Genomic DNA, 19,960 nt, shown 5'->3' with positions numbered 1-19,960 from the left:
TAGGTAAAATATGCGTTAATATAACATATTAATCAAAATTAATAGGTGCTGTGCGATTAAGTGCTGTACAGCTAAGATATAAGTGAACGGTTATTACGTGAGGAGTAGACCTTGTTTTTGTTAATTAGCTACATGTTATTAGCTATTGCGATTTCTTTTATATGTTCTGTGATGGAGGCAGTGCTCTTGAGCATTACCCCCAGCCACGTTGGGATGATGAAACAGCAAAATCCCACTTTGGCATCGCGTGTACAAAAATTAAAAGACAATATTGATAAACCGCTTGCAGCGATTTTGACATTAAATACGGTCGCACACACTGCGGGTGCGGCCGGCGTTGGTGCCCAAGCTGCGGTCGTCTTTGGCGATGCGGCGGTTGGCTTAGCTTCAGCTGTGATGACGTTGTTGGTATTAGTGTTGTCTGAAATTATTCCTAAGACCTTGGGGGCGACGTATTGGCGCGGTTTAACACCGAGTGTCAGTTTTGCCTTAGTCTGGTTAGTTAGATTGCTAAAACCGTTTGTTTGGATGTCTGATCAACTGACAAAATTAATCGGCAAAAAGGGTGACGAGTCGATTTATATTCGCCAAGAAATTGAAGCGATGGCAGAAATGGGATCGCAAGCGGGGGCATTAAAAGAGGAAGAATCGGCAACAATTCGTAGCTTATTGCAATTTAGACACGCTAAACTTGAAAACTTAATGACGCCTCGTACCGTGCTATTCAAAGTACATAAAGATATGTCAGTACATGACTATTTGGCGGAACACGGCTCTGTGTCTTTTTCTCGCGTATTGGTATTTGACCAAAACAGCGATGACATTGTTGGCTTTGTGCATAAAAACGACATCATGCTGGCATATCATCGCTTGGGCGAAGATTACAAAATTAGTAAGTTAATGAAGCCATTGTATACGGTACCTGAGACTTTGGCTGCACCGACACTGTTTCAAACCTTACTTGAAAAACGCATTCATATTGCATTGGTGATTGATGAGTATGGCGATATTCAAGGTATTGTCACCCTAGAAGACTTACTAGAGTCTCTCATGGGCATGGATATTGTTGATGAGCGCGAGCAAACCAGTGACATGCAGGCGGCTGCTAAGCAAAAGTGGCAGCAACGTGTTGATAATCATAGCCATCTGATTGTGACTGAAAGCGAATCAGAAAATGAGGACATCGTTGAAGGTAAAGCAAACGACAAAAACTAAATGCTTTAAGCTTAAATTGGGCCCAAACCGGGCCCTTTTATGGATTAGAGTTAATCATTCTCTGCCAAGAGTGGATCCAGCGAATGAATTCATTTAGGGCTTTGGGCCTGCTAATTAAATAGCCCTGCATTAAGAGACTAAACTTGTAGCGCTCTAAATACTGAAGCTCTTCAATACGCTCTATCCCCTCAGCAACGATATCCAGCTGCTCATTTTGTGCAATATCAATCAAGCTATCTACGAGGACTTGAGAAAAACGGTCTGACTCAATGTAGGTAATTAAAGAGCGGTCAATTTTAATCTCTGTAAAGGGCAATGTTTTAAGTTGCTGTAAATTCGTAAATCCGGTGCCGAAGTCATCAAGCGCAAGATCAAAACCTCGCAGTCGTAAGCGATTAATGGTCTCCAGTTGAACATTTGAGATGATAGGTTGATTCTCGGTAATTTCGACTATAACCTCTTGAGGTTTCAGGCGATTGAGCTCTAAAATCAACGCTAACTTATCTGGACAGCTAGTATCATTGAGTTGAATGGGCGACAGGTTGAAGGCCAATTTAAACGGATAATTAAGCTCGTTTCTAATACGCTGAAACTCATTGGCTGCTTTTTCGAATAATTGAAAGGTCAATAGGTTTACGAGATCTAAATCTTCTGCGATGCCAATAAAGCGTTTTGGCAGCATTACCTGCCCTTCTTCTTTTGAGACGATGCGAGCCAAGACCTCAATACTTTTTATTTGCTTGGTGCCGCGATGTACCTTAGGTTGATAAAAGGGCGTGATCTCGTGGTGGCTGATCGCTTCAAGCAAACGGTCTTCAGTAATGGGCTGCTCGTAGGTCTCTTCGACGCCGACAAAACTGTCCAGTTTTTTTAAGGTTCTCTCGACATCAATGAGCTGTACAGGCTTAGCAATATTACCAATCAAGTGCGTGTTGTGCTGTCTTGCCAAGTTAGCCGCTAAATCTATAATTCGATTTTCCATTTCAGAAATGATAACGATGCCGCCAGGGTAATGAAGCTCCCCTAAATGACGAATAAACTCCATGCCGTCCATTTCGGGCATGTTGAGATCGGTAAAAATGGCATCAAATTGATGGGGAGACTGACGTATTTTCTCCAATGCCTTTACTGCACTATTGGCTACGGTGACATGTTCTATATCTAACTCAGATAGAATCGCCTGCATGACGATTAAAATTGCTTGTGAATCATCTACGACCAGTATACGTCGGCTACGATCTTTCATAGTTTCCTGTCCCTAGGGCAAATTACACAGTAAAAGTTTGGCTCGCTTGCAAGCGTATTTATCAACATGACACTTTTACATCACGCTTGTATTTCAAAGTGGTCTTAAGACTATAAGCTCGCAAGACAATCTAAGCGTAGTACAAGTTGGCAATAATTCACTCATTGTCTCTTCAATCGAAACTCTGAATTTAGGATAATAAGGAAAATTTCACTAAGTCGTGAGTGTGATGATAAGAATTGAATTGCCGATTGATGGCATGACGATATCAGTAATGGTCAATCGTCAAAGCGTGGTACAGGTATATAAAGAACAGCAATCAATGCCAATTGATGAGCTCAATGAGCATCAGCTAGAGGTCGATCTGGGTCAGCGAACGCTGCAAATAAGCACAGAGCAACTCAGAGATAATCTGTTGGCTGTATCTATAGACCAATCTCCTTGGCAGTGGGTGGAGGTGCCTGTTGCGAGCTATGAACGCAAAGGAAACTGGCTTGGACTTGCGGCGCTTGGATTTAAGTTGTTCAAAAGTGCCAAAGTGATAAAAGCGGCTTTGATTGGTGCATCCGTTGCAGGTTATGCTTGGCTGTTTTCTTGGCAGTTTGCATTGATGTTGGTGGCTTGTTTAGTTGTGCACGAGTATGGACATGTAAGAGCAATGAAGTATTTTGGGCTGAAAACCAAAGGCTTTTACTTGATCCCCTTTGTTGGCGGGCTCGCTATGAGCGAGGATAAAATGACAACGCGTTGGCAAGATGTGATTATCTCCTTGATGGGGCCAGCTTTTGGCTTATTTACATCTGTTCTGGGGGTCGTGCTTTATTATGTGACCGGCTCGGAAATTTTTGCCGGGGTAGCAGTACTCAGTGCGCTTTTAAATTTATTCAATCTATTACCTATTTTGCCACTTGATGGTGGACATGTGTTGAAAAGTATTAGTTTTTCCATGCGGTCATGGGTGGGCTTGTTAGCCTGTTTGGGAGGGCTTGCACTTGGCCTGTGGGTAAGTTACACATTTGGGCTGATGCTTTTGGCATTTTTCATTTTCATTGGTAGTATCGAAATCTTATTAGAATGGCGGACGCGACATCAAACTCACCTTCTACCACTTGACCGATACGGCCAGATTGTATCGGCTGCATTATATGTTCTCGTGGCTGTTGGGCACATTGCGGTGATGTGGCACTTTGCAGACTCGGATAATGTGATCCTAAGCCTGCCAGTGAAAGTGTTATCTAGCTAAACGAAGCTTAAGACAGCGGCGATAATGATGCCTGTGACAATTAGTTGGAGCAGGCAAAACCCCATAATGTCTCGTGCTCTGAGCCCCGCGATGGCGAGCACGGGTAAAGCCCAAAATGGTTGAATTAAGTTTGTCCACGCATCCCCCCATGCGACAGCCATGGCAACACGAGCAATATCGGCATCTAAGGCTTGCGCTGCAGGAATAACAATGGGGGCTTGCACAGCCCATTGGCCACCACCTGAGGGAACAAAAATATTGACGAGCCCCGCACTTAAAAAGCTCCAAAATGGCAAGGTTTGCGCATTACTGATAGACACAAATCCCGCAGAGATCTGTTCTGCTAGTCCTGTATTAACCATGATGGCCATAATGCCCGCGTAAAACGGAAACTGAATGACGATACCAGCGCCGCCTTTAATTGCCTGCTGAAGGCTATGTAAAATATTGGCTGCTGAGCCATGAAGCAAAATCGCCAAAAACAAAAAAAGCGCGATGATGATGTTTAGATTTAAACCACCACCTTGTACAACAAAATAGTGCGTTAGGTAGCCGCAGCCGAGCAAACCAATCAATATGCCCAATATTGCACTATTCTCCAGTTTTTCTGCTGGCGTTAAAGTTTGACTTGGCGTGGCTGTTGGCGGTTCTTTTAAGTTCTTTTTGTCGACCAAGACTTGCTCATTTTTTGGAGGAAGCATCGCCCGATTGAGCAGAGGTAAGACGATGAGCATCACTGCCAGCAAGATTAAATTAAAATAAGAAAAAATGGTTTCGCTGGTGGATAAAATACCGATTTGAGATTCCGCAAAGTGCCCAGCAGAAGCGATGGTGAGTGGTACAGAGCCAGCAAGGCCACCGTGCCAAACAATAAACCCAGAGTAAGCACTCGCAACCAGCACTCTGTAATCAACCATAATCTTTTTTGCGAGTGCTTTGGCAAATAGCGCACCCACAACTAAGCCAAATCCCCAATTTAACCAGCTCGCAAGCATGGATACCAAAGTCACTAAAATGATGGCTTGTGCTGGCGTTTTAGCTAAAGTCGCGAGTGCATTCAATAATTTTGCACATAGTTTGGTGTTAGCGAGCATAAAACCAGCGATTAAAACCAGCAACATTTGCATCGCAAAAGTGAGTAAATTCCAGAGCCCTTGCCCCCAAAACTGCATGGTTTCTATGGGCGTTGCAGGTGTAAACATAATCGCCATGGCCATGACGAATAGCGTTAGTAAAGTGACAAATACAAAGGGGTCTGGCAAATATTGCTCAACGAGTCGGCTGAGTGGCCGAGTTAATTTGTTTAACATGCTAAAGTCCTGTTATTGTTCTTTGCGCTACCGAGCTTGCGTGTATGATCATTACCGTGAGGCAAGTCTTATATTGTCATACCTTCATCAAGCAGTTGTAGTCATTGGATGTAATATAACTAAGAAAAGCACTAAAAGTTAGTGTTTTACGCCAAAAAATCAATAAGTTGGTTATATTGGTTTTTTGTAAGTCATTGATTTTTAAGGTTCTTATTTTTGGCATATATCGTGATTACAGTATTAACTATATTGATTCGGTAGGTTTATCTACCATGCTATACACATTGGGATGTGGTAGTAATAGAAATACAACTAAGCGAGGTATCTATGGCAGGACAAGGTTCTGGTGGTAATGTAATTGCTGCTATCTGTAATGTATTTTTTCCAGGTTTAGGGCAGCTTGTACAAGGTCGTTTATTAGCTGCAATTATTTTCGCCATTATTACAGTAGGTGGATATGCATTGTGGTTTTTAGTCGTGCCAGCTGTAATTGCAGCGGTAGTGCACCTTTGGGCAATTATCGATGCTGCTAAATACTCATCACGAGGTTAGCAAACTAAATCGTGTTCTTATTGAAGAGGCCTTGATGAAAGGCCTTTAAACAATTGAGTTTTTAAGTCTAAATTTTATAAGTGGTGTTTTCCTGACACATTACTCCTTTCATACGGCAATATAAAAGCTAATGTGCATTGTTTATACACAAATACACGGCGCTGTTTGAATTGAAAAAAGTAATTTATTGGTGTTGTTAACCTAGGTACATTGGAATAAAATACGCGCTTTTTATTCGGGAAAACTCAATGAAGTCTAACATTGAAAAGCATGTCATATTGACAAAAAAGCTGGCTTTGAGCGCTGTCATCGCGCTGTCTCTAAGTGCATGTGGTTCAGGTGGAGCTGATGATACACCCAGTACACCACGTGTTCAAAATATTACCTATGAAGCACTGCCTGCTATTCTAACCTTCAATGAAGGTGAAACGATTCGCCTGTCTTTAAATACGAAAGGCGAAGGAGCAAATGGCTTAAAATTCAATTGGACGGTTAAGTATTTAAATCAAGATGTTACGTTTTCTGGGCAAGGTTCAGATACTATTTCATTCAAAGCACCAAACGTTGAAACGCACGGCACTATGCAAGTGAGCGTGAAGTTAGACGAGGCCAATTCTACTAAAACAATTGGTTTTCATGATCAGCACTTATCTCTCAACATTAAAGATTTAGATCCACCTGTTACCCCACCAGCGTCAACGCATGAGCTAGGTGAAGAAGTTTCAGAGATTGATACGTCTGCCCTGACTGTGGGAAGTACATGGACAGAAACGCACAAAACTAACTTAAGAATCGACCAAGTAGATAACAGTTACAATTTAGTGGACAGCACATTTATCCGTTCATTTATTGTCGAAAGTGCGGACCAAAATAAGCAGGTTATGGGGACCAACTACTGTGGATTCCCTGATCTTAATTCAATGGAGTTAAACGCGGGTGTATTGTCTGTAAATTGTGACTCAGGTACTTTATCGACCCAATATTTTCAAAAAGAAAATAGTTTCTCGATAGTACAAAAGTGTGATGAGAAGACTGTTGGAGTGAGCACATATGAAAAGAAAAGCAACGAAGCTGTTGCTAGTTTTGGCTCATTAAACATGCACTTTGACAACTTTGCAGATCTGCAGACCAAAGAGGTATGTGGTGTGGTGGTTACATCAAAAGTGACTGCTCACTCAGCTGATAATCAGGAGGTTGCCAAAGAAGAAGCAACTGCTATTCGCCTTGTAACGCAGCAAGAGGGCAATGACTTTGAACTGCATTTCGCGTTTAATGAAGCCCCTAATGGGTTCTTTGTTTCTTTAAATTCTTTCTTTGATGAAAATAACAAAGCAACCATAGTCTCGGCAAGCTATCCTGAGCTAAATACATCGTCACAAAGCGGCTCTCTTGATCTTGATGCTCAAAATAGCATTTCAAATATGAAAGGTAAGTTTAATTTTGTATTGAAAAATGATAACGGTGTGGGCGAAGCTGTTGAAGGTGACTTTGAGCTCGTTCTTGAGTAACCCTCTTTGATGTAGGCTTAAAAAGTGAGCTTCTCTTTTAAGCCTACTTGCGCCACGGCCATATTAAGTGGGCTTATTCGTTCACTATGCACCGTTATATTAAAAGATAAAGCCAAGCGCTAATACTAAACGGACTTAACATCGTAGAGATGACGACGCTCGCAGCGAGTGTGTCTTGGGCACACTGCTGTTGCCGGGCAACAAGGTAAGCATTGACCCCCAGTGGTGAGGCTGCCATCAATGTCAGTACTGCTGTATGTATTTCCGACAATTGTAGCCAATTAGCAAATCCAAATACCATCATGGGCAGCACCCAGAGTTTGGTGATACTCAGCAGTAACGCGCGCTTCCAAGCCTGTTTAATAGAATACTGCACCAAACTTACGCCCAACACGAATAACGCCCCAGAGATAGCGGGTTTAGCGAGCCATTCCAGTCCTGAAAATAGAAGTTTCGGTAGAGGTATATAAAGCGCGTTAAAGAGTAATCCTGCCGAAATGCTCAATACTATTGGGTTAACAAAAAGTGGTTTTAGAGTCTCGATTAATGAGCCACTTCGGTTGCTTGAAAACAAAAAGCTCAATGCAAATAGCAGCGCACTATGAAAAGTAATAATCATAAACACCAATGAACCTGCTTCGCTGCCCAGCGCTGCAATAATCACCGGTAAACCGACCAATACGGTGTTGGAGTATGTACCTCCGAGTCCCCACATGGCGGCTTCTGCCATCGCTTTTTTATTGTTTAGCCATTTGGTGGTTAAAGTCAGCAAATAACACATCAGGACGGGTATATAGAAGGCGAGTAGTAACTGAGGCGAGGCGACTTTATCCAGATCTGCTTGATACATGTTGAGAAAGAGAAAGACAGGGATCGCGATATAAAAGATGAATCTGCGCAGTCCCTCTAGCTGGGTCGTCGCGATAAACCCAGTTTTACCGCAGAGATAGCCTGTCAGTACTAAGAAAATTAAGGGAAATAGAACTTCGATGGGGGTCATAGAGTTACGATTTATTATGCAAGGCGATTATTATACGTCACAGAGAATTATTTTCACGCGTGTCTGACAAGGAATTTTACTTTGTCCTTTTGGCCATGCTTTACGGTATAATTAAGCATTGTGTTGAGTGTTTTATAAAGTTGTATGGAATATCAGTTTATTCGAGACCCGATTGTGGGTTTTAGAGTTCGCATGTCCGAAGAGCATGCTTTGGTTGGCCGATGGCTAAATGAAGAATTACCTCTCAATGATATTGCTGGTTTTATCGAGAAAATGAGCGCGGTAAAGCAAGGTACTGAAGAGCTTAAGCTTGAAGGTAAAGAAGTGCGTTTAACACTTTCTAAAGATGAAGCCCTGTTTGAAGCACATACCTTATTTCAAAATGACGTGGACCTATCTCGTTACGAAGACGATTTTTTAGAGTTAGATGAAGATGGTCTAATCGCGGGGTGTGGCTTTGAAGATTTTCAGGCTCTGATGCATGATTGGCATACGTTTGTTCAGAGCCGAAGATAACGGGTGTCACTATGCAGTGGCATGCTGAGGTGGTGCACCATATAGCTGCTCAGCCCTTTGAAACAGCACCCATGAAGTTAAAATATATTTGTCATTGGAAAGCGGCATATTTCCTCTATGTGTATGCGTAAAATAACTCGGTGCGATTACCATGCTGCCTTTTTTCGGTGCCAGTTTCCTGTTTTGATAGAAAAACTCTGTTTCTCCACCTTCCTCTACATCATTGAGGTAAAACATGAATAGTAGCACGCGGTGCAGTGCTTCATTGTGATGTAATTGTGGGTAAACTTCGCTATGCCAGTATGGATATCCGCCTTTATTCACTGGGTATTTTTGCGCTTGAATTGGCCCAAGTCTAAATAGTTGCTGTGTGAGAACCGGTAGCTGAGGTTTGCCGACTTCCTCAAAGTTGTCGACGGTTAGGTTGACTGGCTTGCCCGTTGCAGGATGGTAGACGTTGAGGCCGAATGCACCTAACATCATAAAAAAGTGTTCTTCAACGTATTGAAATAAGTGTTTAGACGTTGCTTGTTCGATTTCGCGCAACTGCTGCTGATATTCAGGGTGGTTGTTCAGATACAGGTCTTGACTGATTTTTTTGTTTAAATCAACGCCACCTGATGTTTGGCCTTGAGCTAAATGTGGACTTTTATCAAAGGTTTGCATAAATTGGTCACAAAACTCTGCACTCAGTGCATTGTCGTATACGCGGATAAAATCAGTCATTTCATTCCTCAAAGGTTGTTAGAGTTATTATGCTTGCAGAAAAAATCATGCCACGCTTTAGCGAAACAGATGTACTTGGCCACATAAACAATACCGTACTCCCGGTATGGTTTGAAGCTGCTAGGGCACCTATTTTCAAAATTTTTACACCTGATTTAAATCCACATAACTGGAAGTTGATTGTCGCAAAAGTAGAAGTGACCTTCAAAGGAGAGTTATTTTATGGTCAAGAGGTGGAGATTAAAACGGCAATAGAGAAGATAGGCAACAGCTCTTTTGTGATCTTGCAACAAGCTTGGCAACATGGAGAATGCTGTGCTGAAGGGCGTACAGTGATGGTACGTTATGACTTTGCCAGTAAATCATCTAAAAATTTGAGCCAACATGAGCGAGATGCTTTGGCCGAGTATTTATTGTAATAGCGTTTGAGTACGCTTGCGAAGCAATCGTACTCAGTACACTCGGTTAAATTTTAGATTTAAATTGATGTCCAACAGCGGCTGAAATACACGGAATCACGTCGTATTGATAGCTCGATTCACTATTCTCATCATCTAACTTGGTGATCTGTAATATTTCATAGTCATTCAATTCTATGATTCGCGTACCGGGCGCATGCTCACATCGAGAGCGGGAATCTGCTTCATATTCATAGATAAAATGTCTTAAAACCCTTTTAAGTTGTGCTTCGTATTGTGCTGTATTTTCATCAACTAAGGCGATTTCAGCTTTTAACTCTTTGAGATCTTGCTCACGTTCAACGAGCTTTTGAGCTAATTGTGCTTCCTCTTCTTCAGTCAGCTTTGTGCCATCGGGCTTAATCTTTTCGCCTTCAAGGTAGACTTTAAAACGTGAAGGGCTGACGATGATTTCAAACCAACCTTTGATAAACTGGTTAACGCCTCCGGATAGGCCTGTATGGGAAATTAACATAGCGACTTGAAATAAGATAAGCATGCTGAATACGAGGCGTAAAATACCGGTTGTAACCGGAAACTTGTAATCAACAGGCTGCCACATTTTGTGTAAGCCAAATGGTCGAAGAAAGATAAGCACCAGTAAGTATAACGGTTGGGCAAGCTGTAAGAGCACCAATAAAACGATGGTGGTGATGAAAAACCAGGTTGGCAACGACAATAGTACACTGAGGTTGTGGCTATAGGGGAGGGGGTCTGAGCTCACACCGGTTATATCGTTGATCATGCCCGCAGCTTGTACGAGGGCGTAGTTAGCGATAAATGCATAAAAAAGCAAAATCACCGCTTTGCCGGGGAGGCTGTCCCAAAAAACTAAAAATTTTGGCCAAAACTCTAGCAGCATGGCACTGAGTGCAATAAATGCGACTAAATGAAACCAAGCGTCATTATTCTGGCTGGCAAACAAGATAGCGCCAATGCTGAGAAATAAGGCTGAGAAATAGAGTCTTTGCGGTGTATTGAGTGAGTGCCAGAAGCGTTCAAACGGTGCCCCGATTTTGCTTAGTTGGTCTTTAAACGCTATCCACGCGGGATGATTCATTGTTGTTATAGTCCCTATGAATTGAGTAATGCATGGCAGTGAATGTGAGCTCACTGCCATTGCTTATTACTTATAACATAGGCTTAAGGTATCGGCCAGTGTGGGACTGAGCGTGTTGTGCAACTTCTTCAGGGGTGCCAGAAACCAGTATTTGACCTCCACCAGAACCCCCTTCCGGCCCTAAGTCGACTATCCAGTCGGCTGTTTTGATGACATCCAAGTTATGCTCAATGACCACAACGGTATTGCCATGATCTCGCAATCGGTGCAATACAACCAACAGTTGCTGGATATCATGGAAGTGTAAACCTGTCGTCGGTTCGTCCAAAATATACAGGGTTTTACCTGTGTCACGTTTAGAGAGCTCTCGTGCAAGCTTCACGCGTTGTGCTTCACCGCCAGAGAGCGTCGTAGCCGCTTGGCCCAGGCGAATATATGAGAGGCCAACATCCATTAAGGTTTGCAATTTTCGTTTAATCGCAGGGATTTTATCAAAAAACTCTCTTGCATCTTCTACGGTCATTTCTAGTACTTCATGGATGTTCTTACCCTTATAAAGTACTTCTAATGTCTCTCGGTTGTAGCGCTTGCCATGACAGACATCACATGGCACATAGACATCAGGTAAAAAGTGCATTTCGACTTTTAATACACCGTCACCTTGGCAAGCTTCACAGCGCCCACCTTTTACATTGAAGCTAAATCGGCCGACTTTATAGCCACGAGAGCGTGCTTCTTGCGTACCAGCAAACAGTTCGCGAATGGCGGTGAAAATGCCGGTATACGTTGCAGGGTTTGAGCGCGGCGTTCTACCGATAGGACTTTGGTCTATATCGATGACTTTATCAAAATGATCTAAGCCTTGAATATCTTTATGTGGCGCTGGCTCTGACACCGTCGCACCATTCAGTGCACGGTGCGCCAATTTATACAAGGTATCGTTAACCAGTGTCGATTTACCAGAGCCCGAAACGCCTGTAATACAGGTCATCAAACCAAATGGAATTTTAAGATCGACGTTTTTGAGGTTGTTTCCTGTTGCGCCGAATAACTCTAACCACTTTTCAGTAGGTTGATGACGTTCTGGGGGAACAACTATCTCTTTGGTGCCACATAAATATTGGCCAGTTAAAGAATCTGGGTTGGCTATAATGTCTTCTCTGGTACCCTCGGCAACAACATTACCACCATGTACCCCTGCACCCGGACCGATATCAATGATATGGTCAGCAGCGCGAATGGCATCTTCGTCATGCTCTACAACAATAACCGTATTACCTAGATCGCGCAGATGTGTCAGTGTACTCAATAATCGATCGTTGTCTCTTTGGTGCAAGCCAATAGAAGGCTCGTCCAGCACATACATCACACCGACTAGTCCAGCACCAATTTGGCTTGCCAGTCTTATCCGCTGAGCTTCTCCACCAGATAGGGTGTCAGCACTACGCTCTAAAGAGAGGTAATTGAGTCCAACGTTAATCAAGAAGGACAAGCGGTCGCGGATTTCTTTTAATATTTTTTCTGCAATTTGAGCCTTTTGGCCCGTTAGAGTGAGGTCATGGAAAAACTGACTGGCCTCGCCAATGCTCATGGTAGTGACAGCTGGTAAGTTGGTTGAGCCAATAAAGACGTGTCTTGCTTCCTCTCTTAACCTTGAACCGTGACAGCTTGGACAAGCTTGGCTTGTTTGATACTTGGCTAACTCTTCGCGTACCGACGTGGATTCAGTCTCATGGTAGCGACGATTCATATTGTTTAAAACGCCTTCAAATTCGTGGTTACGCGTGATTAAATCTCCGCGATCGTTTCGATAGTTGAATGCGATTTTAGTTTTACCTGAGCCTTCCAACACCACTTTTTGTGCAGAACTGGGCAGCTCTTTAAAAGGCACTTCCAAGTCAAAGCCATAATGCTCGGCAACTGAGCTGAGCATTTGGAAATAGTAAAAGCTGCGCTTGTCCCACCCTTTAATCGCGCCACCAGAAAGACTCAGTTCTGGGTTTTGTACTACGCGATTAGGGTCGAAGTACTGACGTACGCCTAATCCATCACAACTTTGACAGGCGCCTGCTGGGTTATTGAAAGAAAACATGCGAGGCTCAAGCTCTGTCATCGCATAACCACACGTTGGGCAGGCAAAGTTTGCAGAAAAGATCAGCTCTTCAGCGTCCGGATCATCCATACTCGCTATTTGTGCAATGCCGTCTGCAAGTTCTAAAGCAGTTTCAAAGGACTCAGCCAAACGCTGTTGTAAACCCTCTTTAACTTTAAAGCGGTCTACAACGACTTCAATCGTATGCTTTTTGTGTAGTTCCAGTGCAGGAGGATCCGACAAGTCACAGACTTCACCATCGATTCGAGCTCGAATGAAGCCTTGGCTTGCCAACTGCTCAAGTAGTTTTACATGCTCACCTTTTCGGTTTTTAACGACTGGCGCAAGCAGCATTAGTTTGCTGCCTTCCGGCTGTGCCAAGGCCGTATCTACCATTTGGCTAATAGTCTGAGCGGTAAGTGGTAAATCATGAGTTGGGCAACGAGGTTCGCCAACACGCGCAAATAGCAAACGCAAATAGTCGTATATCTCGGTGATCGTACCGACCGTGGAACGCGGGTTATGAGATGTCGACTTTTGCTCGATTGAGATTGCCGGAGAAAGTCCCTCGATATGATCGACATCGGGCTTTTCCATTAATGATAAAAACTGTCTGGCGTATGCTGACAGTGATTCCACATATCGTCTTTGCCCTTCTGCGTATAAGGTATCGAAAGCGAGTGAGGATTTACCCGAGCCAGAAAGTCCGGTGATCACAATCAGCTTGTCTCTTGGAATAGTCAAAGAGATGTCTTTGAGGTTATGCGTGCGCGCGCCTCTTACTTCTATTTTATCCATAGTGGCCTTTTTATGAATCTTGTGTGCTTACAACAATTGCTCGGGTGTTATTTTTTCCGGGTTAACTGCGTTTAACGAGCCGGTACGCCCCTGATTTAATGTCTGAATGATACATAATTTATAAATTAATTGATGTAACAAACTTTGCCATGGGTAGCTGTATACTCATACAGTATACATCAAAGCTGCCTTTATTCTACCCTTGTTACGCGCGTCGAGAGTAACTGGCTCACTTTATGTCGCCTGTCGTTTATTATGCAGCAAAGCGAGAAGGGACAAATTTGAGCTTTCCTGTTTTTAACAACTAGACTTAACGTAACGATTGGCAGTCGAGCTGTGTACGTGCGATTTTTGCTTATAAGTATTCTCTTTATTTCACCTGTTTGGGGCTGCGAGATGATTGTGCGGTTTGAAAATTATGCTGCTCAGTCAAGGCTAGATGAAGAGAAAGGCTGGCATGGTATGGATGTCGACTTTGCTAAAGCACTGCTAGATGAGGCTGGGTGCGAGTACAAGTTTGTCAGTATTCCCTGGGGCCGTTCACTGAAAATGCTTGAGACGGGCGATATTGATCTCGTGTTGAGTGTGACTAAAACGCTAGCCAGAGAAGACTACGCTTTCTTTATCGGGCCTCAGCGTATGGAAACCATTGTTTTTGCAATGAATGCCAAGCGGCAATTCGATGTGACTACGATGGATGAGCTGTTTTCTTTACCAGTGCCAGTGGCAATACAGCAAGGCGCATTTTACGGTACTCAATTTACCGAACGATTTAAGCTTTTACAGCAAAATGAAACGCAATTTATCTTTGTACCTGATAATCAAACTAAGCTCAGTTTGCTAAAGCATGGTCGTATTGCAGGATTTTTAGAAGAGAAATTTAATATCTTGTTTCAATCGGACAATCACCCCGATTTCATGACAATTAAAGTGGCCCCATTGATCATTAATGAATCTCCGGTGTATTTTGCATTCAGTAAAAAAAGGACGTCTTTAACCCGCCTAGAACGATTGAACAAAGCGTTTCTAAGTTTACAAAATTCAGGCAGATTCAGAGAAATATTAAAAAAATATCAGTTGCAGTGAGTTTTTGATAAACTAGCGGCGATTTTTTACTGTTTGACTTTACATGCTTTATGTCCAATCAATCTTTGAACCAAATTGAAAAACGCGCTGCATTTTCATTGGCAGGCGTATTTGCATTTCGAATGCTCGGCCTTTTCATGCTAATGCCAGTGTTAGCAGTGTATGGCACTTCGTTAGAAGATGTTTCACCTCTGTGGATAGGGCTAGCAATTGGTGCATATGGATTGACTCAAGCTTTGTTACAAATCCCCATGGGGTGGTTGTCAGACAAGTTTGGACGTAAACCTATTATTATTGCGGGGTTAGTCGTTTTTGCACTCGGCTCCGTTATCGCAGCTTTAGCTGAATCTATTTATTGGGTCACATTTGGGCGGGCACTACAAGGCATGGGCGCGATAGCCAGCGCATTACTCGCCCTCGCTTCCGACTTAAGTCGCGATGAACAGCGGCCAAAGGTGATGGCCGTCATTGGCATGTGTATTGGTTTAAGTTTTGCAGTTGCGATGCTTTTAGGTCCTATGGTGGCGGCGGCGTTTGGCATTTCTGGGGTATTTTGGCTAACCGCGATGCTCGCTTTACTCGGCATTGCAATCGTGATGTTTGTTGTTCCAAATGCAGTTCATAAGGCGCCAAAAGGCGACACGGTTGCTTCAATTGCTGACATTAAAAATTTAATCAAACATCCACAGTTATTGCGCTTAGATATCGGCGTGTTAATGTTGCATTTGACCCTAACCACATTATTTGTCGTGTTGCCAGCAAAGCTAATTGAAGAAGGGCTGGCGGCCTCAGATCATTGGCAAATGTACATTCCCGTTTTAATACTGGCATTTGTTTTAATGGCACCTATGATGATTGTGGCGATAAAAAAGCAAAAAGAAAAACAGGTTTTCTTAGCTGCTATTGCTGCATTGAGTGTCAGTGCATTAATGTTGGTTTGGCTATCGCATTCGTTGATAGGTATTGCTGCTGCAATGACTGTCTATTTTATCGCGTTTAACTTTTTAGAGGCGACCATGCCAGCCTTAGTTTCTCGAATATCACCAGCTACACAAAAAGGGTCTGCTATGGGGGTGTTTTCTTCCGGGCAATTTTTAGGAGCATTCTTAGGCGGTGTGTTAGGCGGTTACCTTGCGCAAAACTATGAAGTGAATTCTGTATTTGCTGCTGCGGCAGGAATTGGGGTAATATGGCTGCTTATTGCATGGCGCATGCAAGTCCCTCCACGTAGTAAAGCACTGAGCTTTGTAACGGAACTCAATAAATCTCAGCATGCACAAGTACTTGCTGATAAACTGGTTACATTACCAGGCGTGCTAGAGGCGACTGTAGTCAGTGAAGAAAATCGCGCTTATCTAAAAGTGGATGAAAGTAAATTTGATTTAAACCAAGCGAAACAAGTTTTATCTTCTTAAAGCTGTAAATTTTGCATGCGTTTTCGTGTCACTGCGAAACCGTCTGTGCTTTGATAGATGAATAGAAATTAGTGACGCTTGTAATTGTGTGAGGAGAGGGTGCCATGGCACGCGGTGTGAACAAAGTAATCTTGGTTGGTAATTTAGGCCAAGATCCAGAAGTACGTTATATGCCAAACGGAAACGGTGTGGCAAATATCAGTATCGCAACGACAGACAGTTGGAAAGACAAAAACACAGGTCAACTTCAAGAGCGTACTGAATGGCATCGAGTGGTGTTATTTGGCAAATTAGCTGAAGTGGCTGGTGAATATTTACGTAAGGGCTCTCAAGTATATATTGAAGGCCGTTTGCAAACGCGTAAATGGACTGATCAAAGTGGTCAGGAAAAGTATACCACTGAAATTGTGGTAGACATGGGTGGCCAAATGCAAATGCTTGGCGGACGCAACGAACAGGGCGGTCAGTATCAGTCTGGTGGTAACCAAGGTGGTTATGGTCAGCAGCAAGGTGGTTACGCGCCGCAGCAAAATAATCAGCAGCAATATGGTCAACAGCCTGCAGCACAGCAGGGTGGCTTTGCACCTCAGCAGCAACAAAATGCACCACAGCAACAAAGCAATAATTTTGGTGGACAGCCTCAACAAGCGGCTCAACCACAAGGCGGACAAGCGCAGGGTGGACAAGCACAAGGCGGGTTTGCCCCACAGCAAGGCAGTGGCAGCGCTTCTAACCCGATGGAACCACCAATCGACTTTGATGACGATATTCCATTCTAATGCACAGTTAAATTAAAACTGTAAATTTAGAATAGATAAAAAACCCAGCGCATTTGCTGGGTTTTTTTATTGTGACTCGTGTCTGTGAATTTAGGGACTAAAAATTAGGGGATCTCTACATTCTATTGGTTGTCACGCTTGCAGTATCGATGCTCAATAAGTCATCTCAAAATATATTGCATGCTATATCAGCAGTTTTGCGGTTTCTTCTTCCCCCTTCCTTGAGTTTTGCAATAGATTGAACAAAACTTTAGACAGAATCACCAATGATAGTTTGTCACTATGCTTCATTTTGCGCTTTTTGATGGTACGCACAAGCGAGGGTATTTACTCTTGTTAGTTTGGTGCGTATTGGCGTTGGTAGGCAATTTGAGCGTGATGCATCTGACGAACTCTTGGATTGCTGAAGACACCAAGCGTCTATCAGTGCAGCTCTCAAATTATATTGAACCTATCAACACATTGGATTTACACAAAGAAGCGCGGCGCTTTGGGTTTAGTTTTGAATCCCCCAGCCAATTCCCTTTATCTTGGATGTCGAAGCAGCAAAAATTGGAGCTGAGTGAGCAGCAACTGACATTGTACCCAAATGCGATAGTGCGTAAGGGGGTATATCGTGGCCTCTGGGTCAACGGGGCGCTATTACTGCTTGGTCTTCTACTTATAGCGAAGGGTCGTTTTACCAAAAACAAACAAAGCGTTGTTGATAGTGAAAGAAGTGGGCTTAGCAAGCGTCATAGCACAGCACTCAGTGCACAAGAGATCATTTTACCAGTCAGCACTGGACAGCAAGTGAATATGTTTGCAATGTTTAAGTGGCGTTGTGAATTACCTAAGCACATTGAGCCTCAAAGCCATTTTAGTGTCACTTTGGCAAAGTGCTTTAATAAATACAGGTATTGTTCCGCGAAGTATCTATCCTCTGGCGCGTTGGCTGTTACCTTGTCTTCCATGAATAAAGAGGAAGTAGAGCAAACTATTAAACGTTTGCACGAAGTTGTGTATCAGGCGTTGTTAGCGTTTCGTGGTGATCTGTCCAGAAGTGCAGTTAAGTGCGGGGCATGTTTTTATAGCGAAGGTGCGGACCAAACACAAGTATACCAGATTGCACGGTCGTCTTTGAGTGTGGCACAAAATCACGTATGGCAACATATTCATATGCTGCCCTTGAACAGAACATTAGCCGAAAGTTTGTTAGATGCGGAGTCAAATGTGATTGACGATATCAAAGCGGGTCGGTTTGTTTTGTTTTTCCAACCCTTGTTTGACTTTAAAACACAAGACGTTATTCAAAGTGAAGCGTTGTTACGCGTACGCCACAAAACCTTGGGGTTAATCACCGCTGGTCAATTTATCCATAAGATCCACCGCAGTGAGCATCTCATTGAACTGGACAAAGCAATCGTACAACAGGCGCTTAAAGTGCTAAGTAAAGAGCCGAAGGGCTTTACGGTCAGTGTAAACTTGCATGTGGTAAATTGGTCAAGCAGTGAGTTTTTAAGCTGGTTAATCGCGATACTCAAAGAGTCCGGTCGTGCAAAAGATGTCACGTTGGAACTTATGATCTGTGATTACTACCAACACCGAAGCTACTTCGAACAATTTTTTGATGCGCTTTCGCCTCTTGGCGCCAGTATTGTCCTAGATCATGTAAATGGACCTCTGGATATTGTGCCTTTGCAAAAAGTAAACAATATCGTAGGGATAAAGCTTGCCTTCGAGTTGATCCATGATATTCAATCGAGTGCTAAACGTCGCGCTGTGGTGAAGCAAATCGTAAATCAAGCCAAAAAACTGCATGTCCCAGTATATGCGGTCGGGGTTGAGACACAGGATGAGTTAAACTGTATAAAACGGTTAGGTGTTGACGGTGCACAAGGTTACTATTTTAGTGCGCCATTACTTGAATTAGAAAACAGCTTAAATTAACTTGCGATAACGAAGGCCATCTAACCCCTGCAATCCGCCAGTATGTATGGCGACAATCTTACTATTGGCTGGGAAATATCCTTTCTCAATTAACTGCCACAAACCAAACATCATTTTTCCAGTATAAATTGGTTCAAGCGGCAGGTTATGCGTACGTTTCATCATCTGACAAAAATCCCACAACGGTGCGCCAAACTTGCCGTAACCGCCGTCATGAAAATCATGAAGCAGCTGCCAGTTATTACAGGTAGCTGCTGTGGGGTTGAGTTTGAGTACTTCTGCCTGCAGGTATTCTGCGCCTTTTAGCACACAAAACCCTAGCAACTGAGTTGATTTGGGTATGCCATTCAAAAGACCTGCCAGTGTGCCGCCACTGCCAACAGCACAACATACGTAGTCGCTTTCTGGGAGTGATTGGGCAAGCTCCTGACAGCCCTGTAGGGCGAACTGGTTACTACCACCTTCGGGTACAATATAAGTGTTTGGGTACTGATTGGCTAAGTCTTCGAGGTATTTATTGTCATATCTCTGTCTGTATTCTAATCTTGTGACTGCGTGCAAGTGAACACCGCATGCTTTTGCGAGACGTAAGGTTGGGTTTTGCAAATCTAATTGCGGTCCTCGCACTATAATATGCGCTGGTATATTGAATAATTTACTGGCCATCGCTGTTGCGTACACATGATTGGAGAAAGGACCGCCAAAAGTGAGTAATGCATCGTTTTTACGCCTTTTGAGCTCAAGCAGATTGTGCTTCAGTTTACGCCATTTATTGCCTTGTATTGTGGGGTGCAAAAGGTCGTCTCTTTTCACTAATAACTCGACCTTTTTTGCGCTTAGCAGTGGGTGGCAAATACGTTGTATTGGAGACTCTAGGTGATTGGAATTGAACATCAGATTTTAGATTTCTCTATAAATAGGCGCTTTGAGGTTATTATTTCATGAAAATGTGAAGAGAACACTGGTAAGGACGTGACTATTAGTTGTAAACTCAGATATTAATTGTACAAGGCTTGTGTTTTACTTC

17 protein-coding genes are annotated in these 19,960 nt (G+C 43.2%); 10 read left to right on the top strand and 7 right to left on the bottom strand.

Annotated elements, in window-relative coordinates; genetic code table 11:
• Positions 1–132: 132 nt before the first annotated feature.
• A complete protein-coding gene (locus A7985_RS17830) occupies positions 133–1,215 on the top strand; it encodes a CNNM domain-containing protein (protein WP_081310622.1) in 1,083 nt (360 codons plus the stop codon).
• Positions 1,216–1,252: 37 nt separating this feature from the next.
• Here A7985_RS17830 and A7985_RS17825 read toward each other — a convergent pair whose 3' ends face one another.
• Positions 1,253–2,461, bottom strand: a complete 1,209-nt coding sequence (locus tag A7985_RS17825; RefSeq protein ID WP_065791757.1) for an EAL domain-containing response regulator — start codon at positions 2,459–2,461, stop codon at positions 1,253–1,255.
• Positions 2,462–2,690: 229 nt separating this feature from the next.
• Between A7985_RS17825 and A7985_RS17820 the strand changes: the two genes are divergently transcribed.
• Positions 2,691–3,704, top strand: coding sequence for a site-2 protease family protein (locus A7985_RS17820; protein WP_065791756.1), 1,014 nt, complete (start codon positions 2,691–2,693; stop codon positions 3,702–3,704).
• Here the strand turns inward: A7985_RS17820 and A7985_RS17815 are convergent.
• Complete coding sequence (locus tag A7985_RS17815) at positions 3,701–5,014, bottom strand: short-chain fatty acid transporter (RefSeq protein WP_065791755.1); 1,314 nt, start codon at positions 5,012–5,014, stop codon at positions 3,701–3,703. The genes A7985_RS17820 and A7985_RS17815 overlap by 4 nt on opposite strands.
• 327 nt (positions 5,015–5,341) lie before the next feature.
• On the opposite strand from A7985_RS17815, the gene A7985_RS17810 reads away from it, so the two are divergent.
• Positions 5,342–5,566: a hypothetical protein gene (locus A7985_RS17810; RefSeq protein ID WP_065791754.1), complete on the top strand. Its 225-nt coding sequence runs from the start codon at positions 5,342–5,344 to the stop codon at positions 5,564–5,566.
• Between the two features lie 248 nt (positions 5,567–5,814).
• A complete protein-coding gene (locus A7985_RS17805; protein WP_065791753.1) occupies positions 5,815–7,074 on the top strand; it encodes a hypothetical protein in 1,260 nt (419 codons plus the stop codon).
• Between the two features lie 94 nt (positions 7,075–7,168).
• Here the strand turns inward: A7985_RS17805 and A7985_RS17800 are convergent, their stop codons facing one another.
• Entirely contained in the window at positions 7,169–8,074 is a 906-nt protein-coding gene (locus A7985_RS17800; protein ID WP_065791752.1) for an AEC family transporter, read from the bottom strand.
• A gap of 144 nt (positions 8,075–8,218) precedes the next feature.
• Between A7985_RS17800 and A7985_RS17795 the strand changes: the two genes are divergently transcribed.
• A complete protein-coding gene (locus A7985_RS17795) occupies positions 8,219–8,590 on the top strand; it encodes a YacL family protein (RefSeq protein ID WP_065791751.1) in 372 nt (123 codons plus the stop codon).
• A gap of 9 nt (positions 8,591–8,599) precedes the next feature.
• Here A7985_RS17795 and A7985_RS17790 read toward each other — a convergent pair whose 3' ends face one another.
• On the bottom strand, positions 8,600–9,316 hold the full coding sequence (locus tag A7985_RS17790; protein ID WP_065791750.1) for a 2OG-Fe(II) oxygenase: 717 nt from the start codon (positions 9,314–9,316) through the stop codon (positions 8,600–8,602).
• A gap of 29 nt (positions 9,317–9,345) precedes the next feature.
• Here A7985_RS17790 and A7985_RS17785 point away from each other — a divergent pair, with 29 nt between their 5' ends.
• The gene (locus A7985_RS17785) at positions 9,346–9,735 is read left to right on the top strand and encodes an acyl-CoA thioesterase (protein ID WP_065791749.1); all 390 of its coding nucleotides are present in this window, start codon (positions 9,346–9,348) and stop codon (positions 9,733–9,735) included.
• 46 nt (positions 9,736–9,781) lie between these two features.
• On the opposite strand, the gene A7985_RS17780 is transcribed toward A7985_RS17785, so the two are convergent.
• Positions 9,782–10,834, bottom strand: coding sequence for a hypothetical protein (locus tag A7985_RS17780; protein ID WP_065791748.1), 1,053 nt, complete (start codon positions 10,832–10,834; stop codon positions 9,782–9,784).
• Positions 10,835–10,904: 70 nt separating this feature from the next.
• Positions 10,905–13,724, bottom strand: coding sequence for an excinuclease ABC subunit UvrA (gene uvrA, locus A7985_RS17775; RefSeq protein ID WP_065791747.1), 2,820 nt, complete (start codon positions 13,722–13,724; stop codon positions 10,905–10,907).
• 396 nt (positions 13,725–14,120) lie between these two features.
• Between uvrA and A7985_RS17770 the strand changes: the two genes are divergently transcribed.
• The 4 genes from A7985_RS17770 (at position 14,121) to A7985_RS17755 (ending at position 18,933) form a co-directional block, all read left to right on the top strand.
• Positions 14,121–14,810, top strand: a complete 690-nt coding sequence (locus A7985_RS17770; RefSeq protein ID WP_065791746.1) for a substrate-binding periplasmic protein — start codon at positions 14,121–14,123, stop codon at positions 14,808–14,810.
• Between the two features lie 50 nt (positions 14,811–14,860).
• The gene (locus tag A7985_RS17765) at positions 14,861–16,225 is read left to right on the top strand and encodes an MFS transporter (RefSeq protein WP_065791745.1); all 1,365 of its coding nucleotides are present in this window, start codon (positions 14,861–14,863) and stop codon (positions 16,223–16,225) included.
• Between the two features lie 104 nt (positions 16,226–16,329).
• A complete protein-coding gene (ssb, locus tag A7985_RS17760) occupies positions 16,330–17,004 on the top strand; it encodes a single-stranded DNA-binding protein (RefSeq protein ID WP_065791744.1) in 675 nt (224 codons plus the stop codon).
• Between the two features lie 378 nt (positions 17,005–17,382).
• Complete coding sequence (locus tag A7985_RS17755) at positions 17,383–18,933, top strand: EAL domain-containing protein (protein WP_256096793.1); 1,551 nt, start codon at positions 17,383–17,385, stop codon at positions 18,931–18,933.
• Here the strand turns inward: A7985_RS17755 and A7985_RS17750 are convergent.
• Positions 18,925–19,827 (bottom strand): 1-aminocyclopropane-1-carboxylate deaminase/D-cysteine desulfhydrase, encoded by a 903-nt coding sequence (locus A7985_RS17750; protein WP_065791742.1) that lies wholly within the window; start codon positions 19,825–19,827, stop codon positions 18,925–18,927. The genes A7985_RS17755 and A7985_RS17750 overlap by 9 nt on opposite strands.
• Positions 19,828–19,960 lie beyond the last annotated feature (133 nt).

This window comes from Pseudoalteromonas luteoviolacea (genome assembly GCF_001696455.1).
GTDB lineage: Bacteria > Pseudomonadota > Gammaproteobacteria > Enterobacterales > Alteromonadaceae > Pseudoalteromonas > Pseudoalteromonas luteoviolacea_C.
This window is presented reverse-complemented; position numbering and strand designations above follow the sequence as displayed.

Bases quoted from the DNA above. Each gene is read 5' to 3' on its own strand.
- A7985_RS17830 (WP_081310622.1), top strand. From the start codon at position 133: ATGTTATTAGCTATTGCGATTTCTTTTATATGTTCTGTGATGGAGGCA.
- A7985_RS17825 (WP_065791757.1), bottom strand. From the start codon at position 2,461: ATGAAAGATCGTAGCCGACGTATACTGGTCGTAGATGATTCACAAGCA.
- A7985_RS17820 (WP_065791756.1), top strand. From the start codon at position 2,691: ATGATAAGAATTGAATTGCCGATTGATGGCATGACGATATCAGTAATG.
- A7985_RS17815 (WP_065791755.1), bottom strand. From the start codon at position 5,014: ATGTTAAACAAATTAACTCGGCCACTCAGCCGACTCGTTGAGCAATAT.
- A7985_RS17810 (WP_065791754.1), top strand. From the start codon at position 5,342: ATGGCAGGACAAGGTTCTGGTGGTAATGTAATTGCTGCTATCTGTAAT.
- A7985_RS17805 (WP_065791753.1), top strand. From the start codon at position 5,815: ATGAAGTCTAACATTGAAAAGCATGTCATATTGACAAAAAAGCTGGCT.
- A7985_RS17800 (WP_065791752.1), bottom strand. From the start codon at position 8,074: ATGACCCCCATCGAAGTTCTATTTCCCTTAATTTTCTTAGTACTGACA.
- A7985_RS17795 (WP_065791751.1), top strand. From the start codon at position 8,219: ATGGAATATCAGTTTATTCGAGACCCGATTGTGGGTTTTAGAGTTCGC.
- A7985_RS17790 (WP_065791750.1), bottom strand. From the start codon at position 9,316: ATGACTGATTTTATCCGCGTATACGACAATGCACTGAGTGCAGAGTTT.
- A7985_RS17785 (WP_065791749.1), top strand. From the start codon at position 9,346: ATGCTTGCAGAAAAAATCATGCCACGCTTTAGCGAAACAGATGTACTT.
- A7985_RS17780 (WP_065791748.1), bottom strand. From the start codon at position 10,834: ATGAATCATCCCGCGTGGATAGCGTTTAAAGACCAACTAAGCAAAATC.
- uvrA (WP_065791747.1), bottom strand. From the start codon at position 13,724: ATGGATAAAATAGAAGTAAGAGGCGCGCGCACGCATAACCTCAAAGAC.
- A7985_RS17770 (WP_065791746.1), top strand. From the start codon at position 14,121: ATGATTGTGCGGTTTGAAAATTATGCTGCTCAGTCAAGGCTAGATGAA.
- A7985_RS17765 (WP_065791745.1), top strand. From the start codon at position 14,861: ATGTCCAATCAATCTTTGAACCAAATTGAAAAACGCGCTGCATTTTCA.
- ssb (WP_065791744.1), top strand. From the start codon at position 16,330: ATGGCACGCGGTGTGAACAAAGTAATCTTGGTTGGTAATTTAGGCCAA.
- A7985_RS17755 (WP_256096793.1), top strand. From the start codon at position 17,383: ATGCATCTGACGAACTCTTGGATTGCTGAAGACACCAAGCGTCTATCA.
- A7985_RS17750 (WP_065791742.1), bottom strand. From the start codon at position 19,827: ATGTTCAATTCCAATCACCTAGAGTCTCCAATACAACGTATTTGCCAC.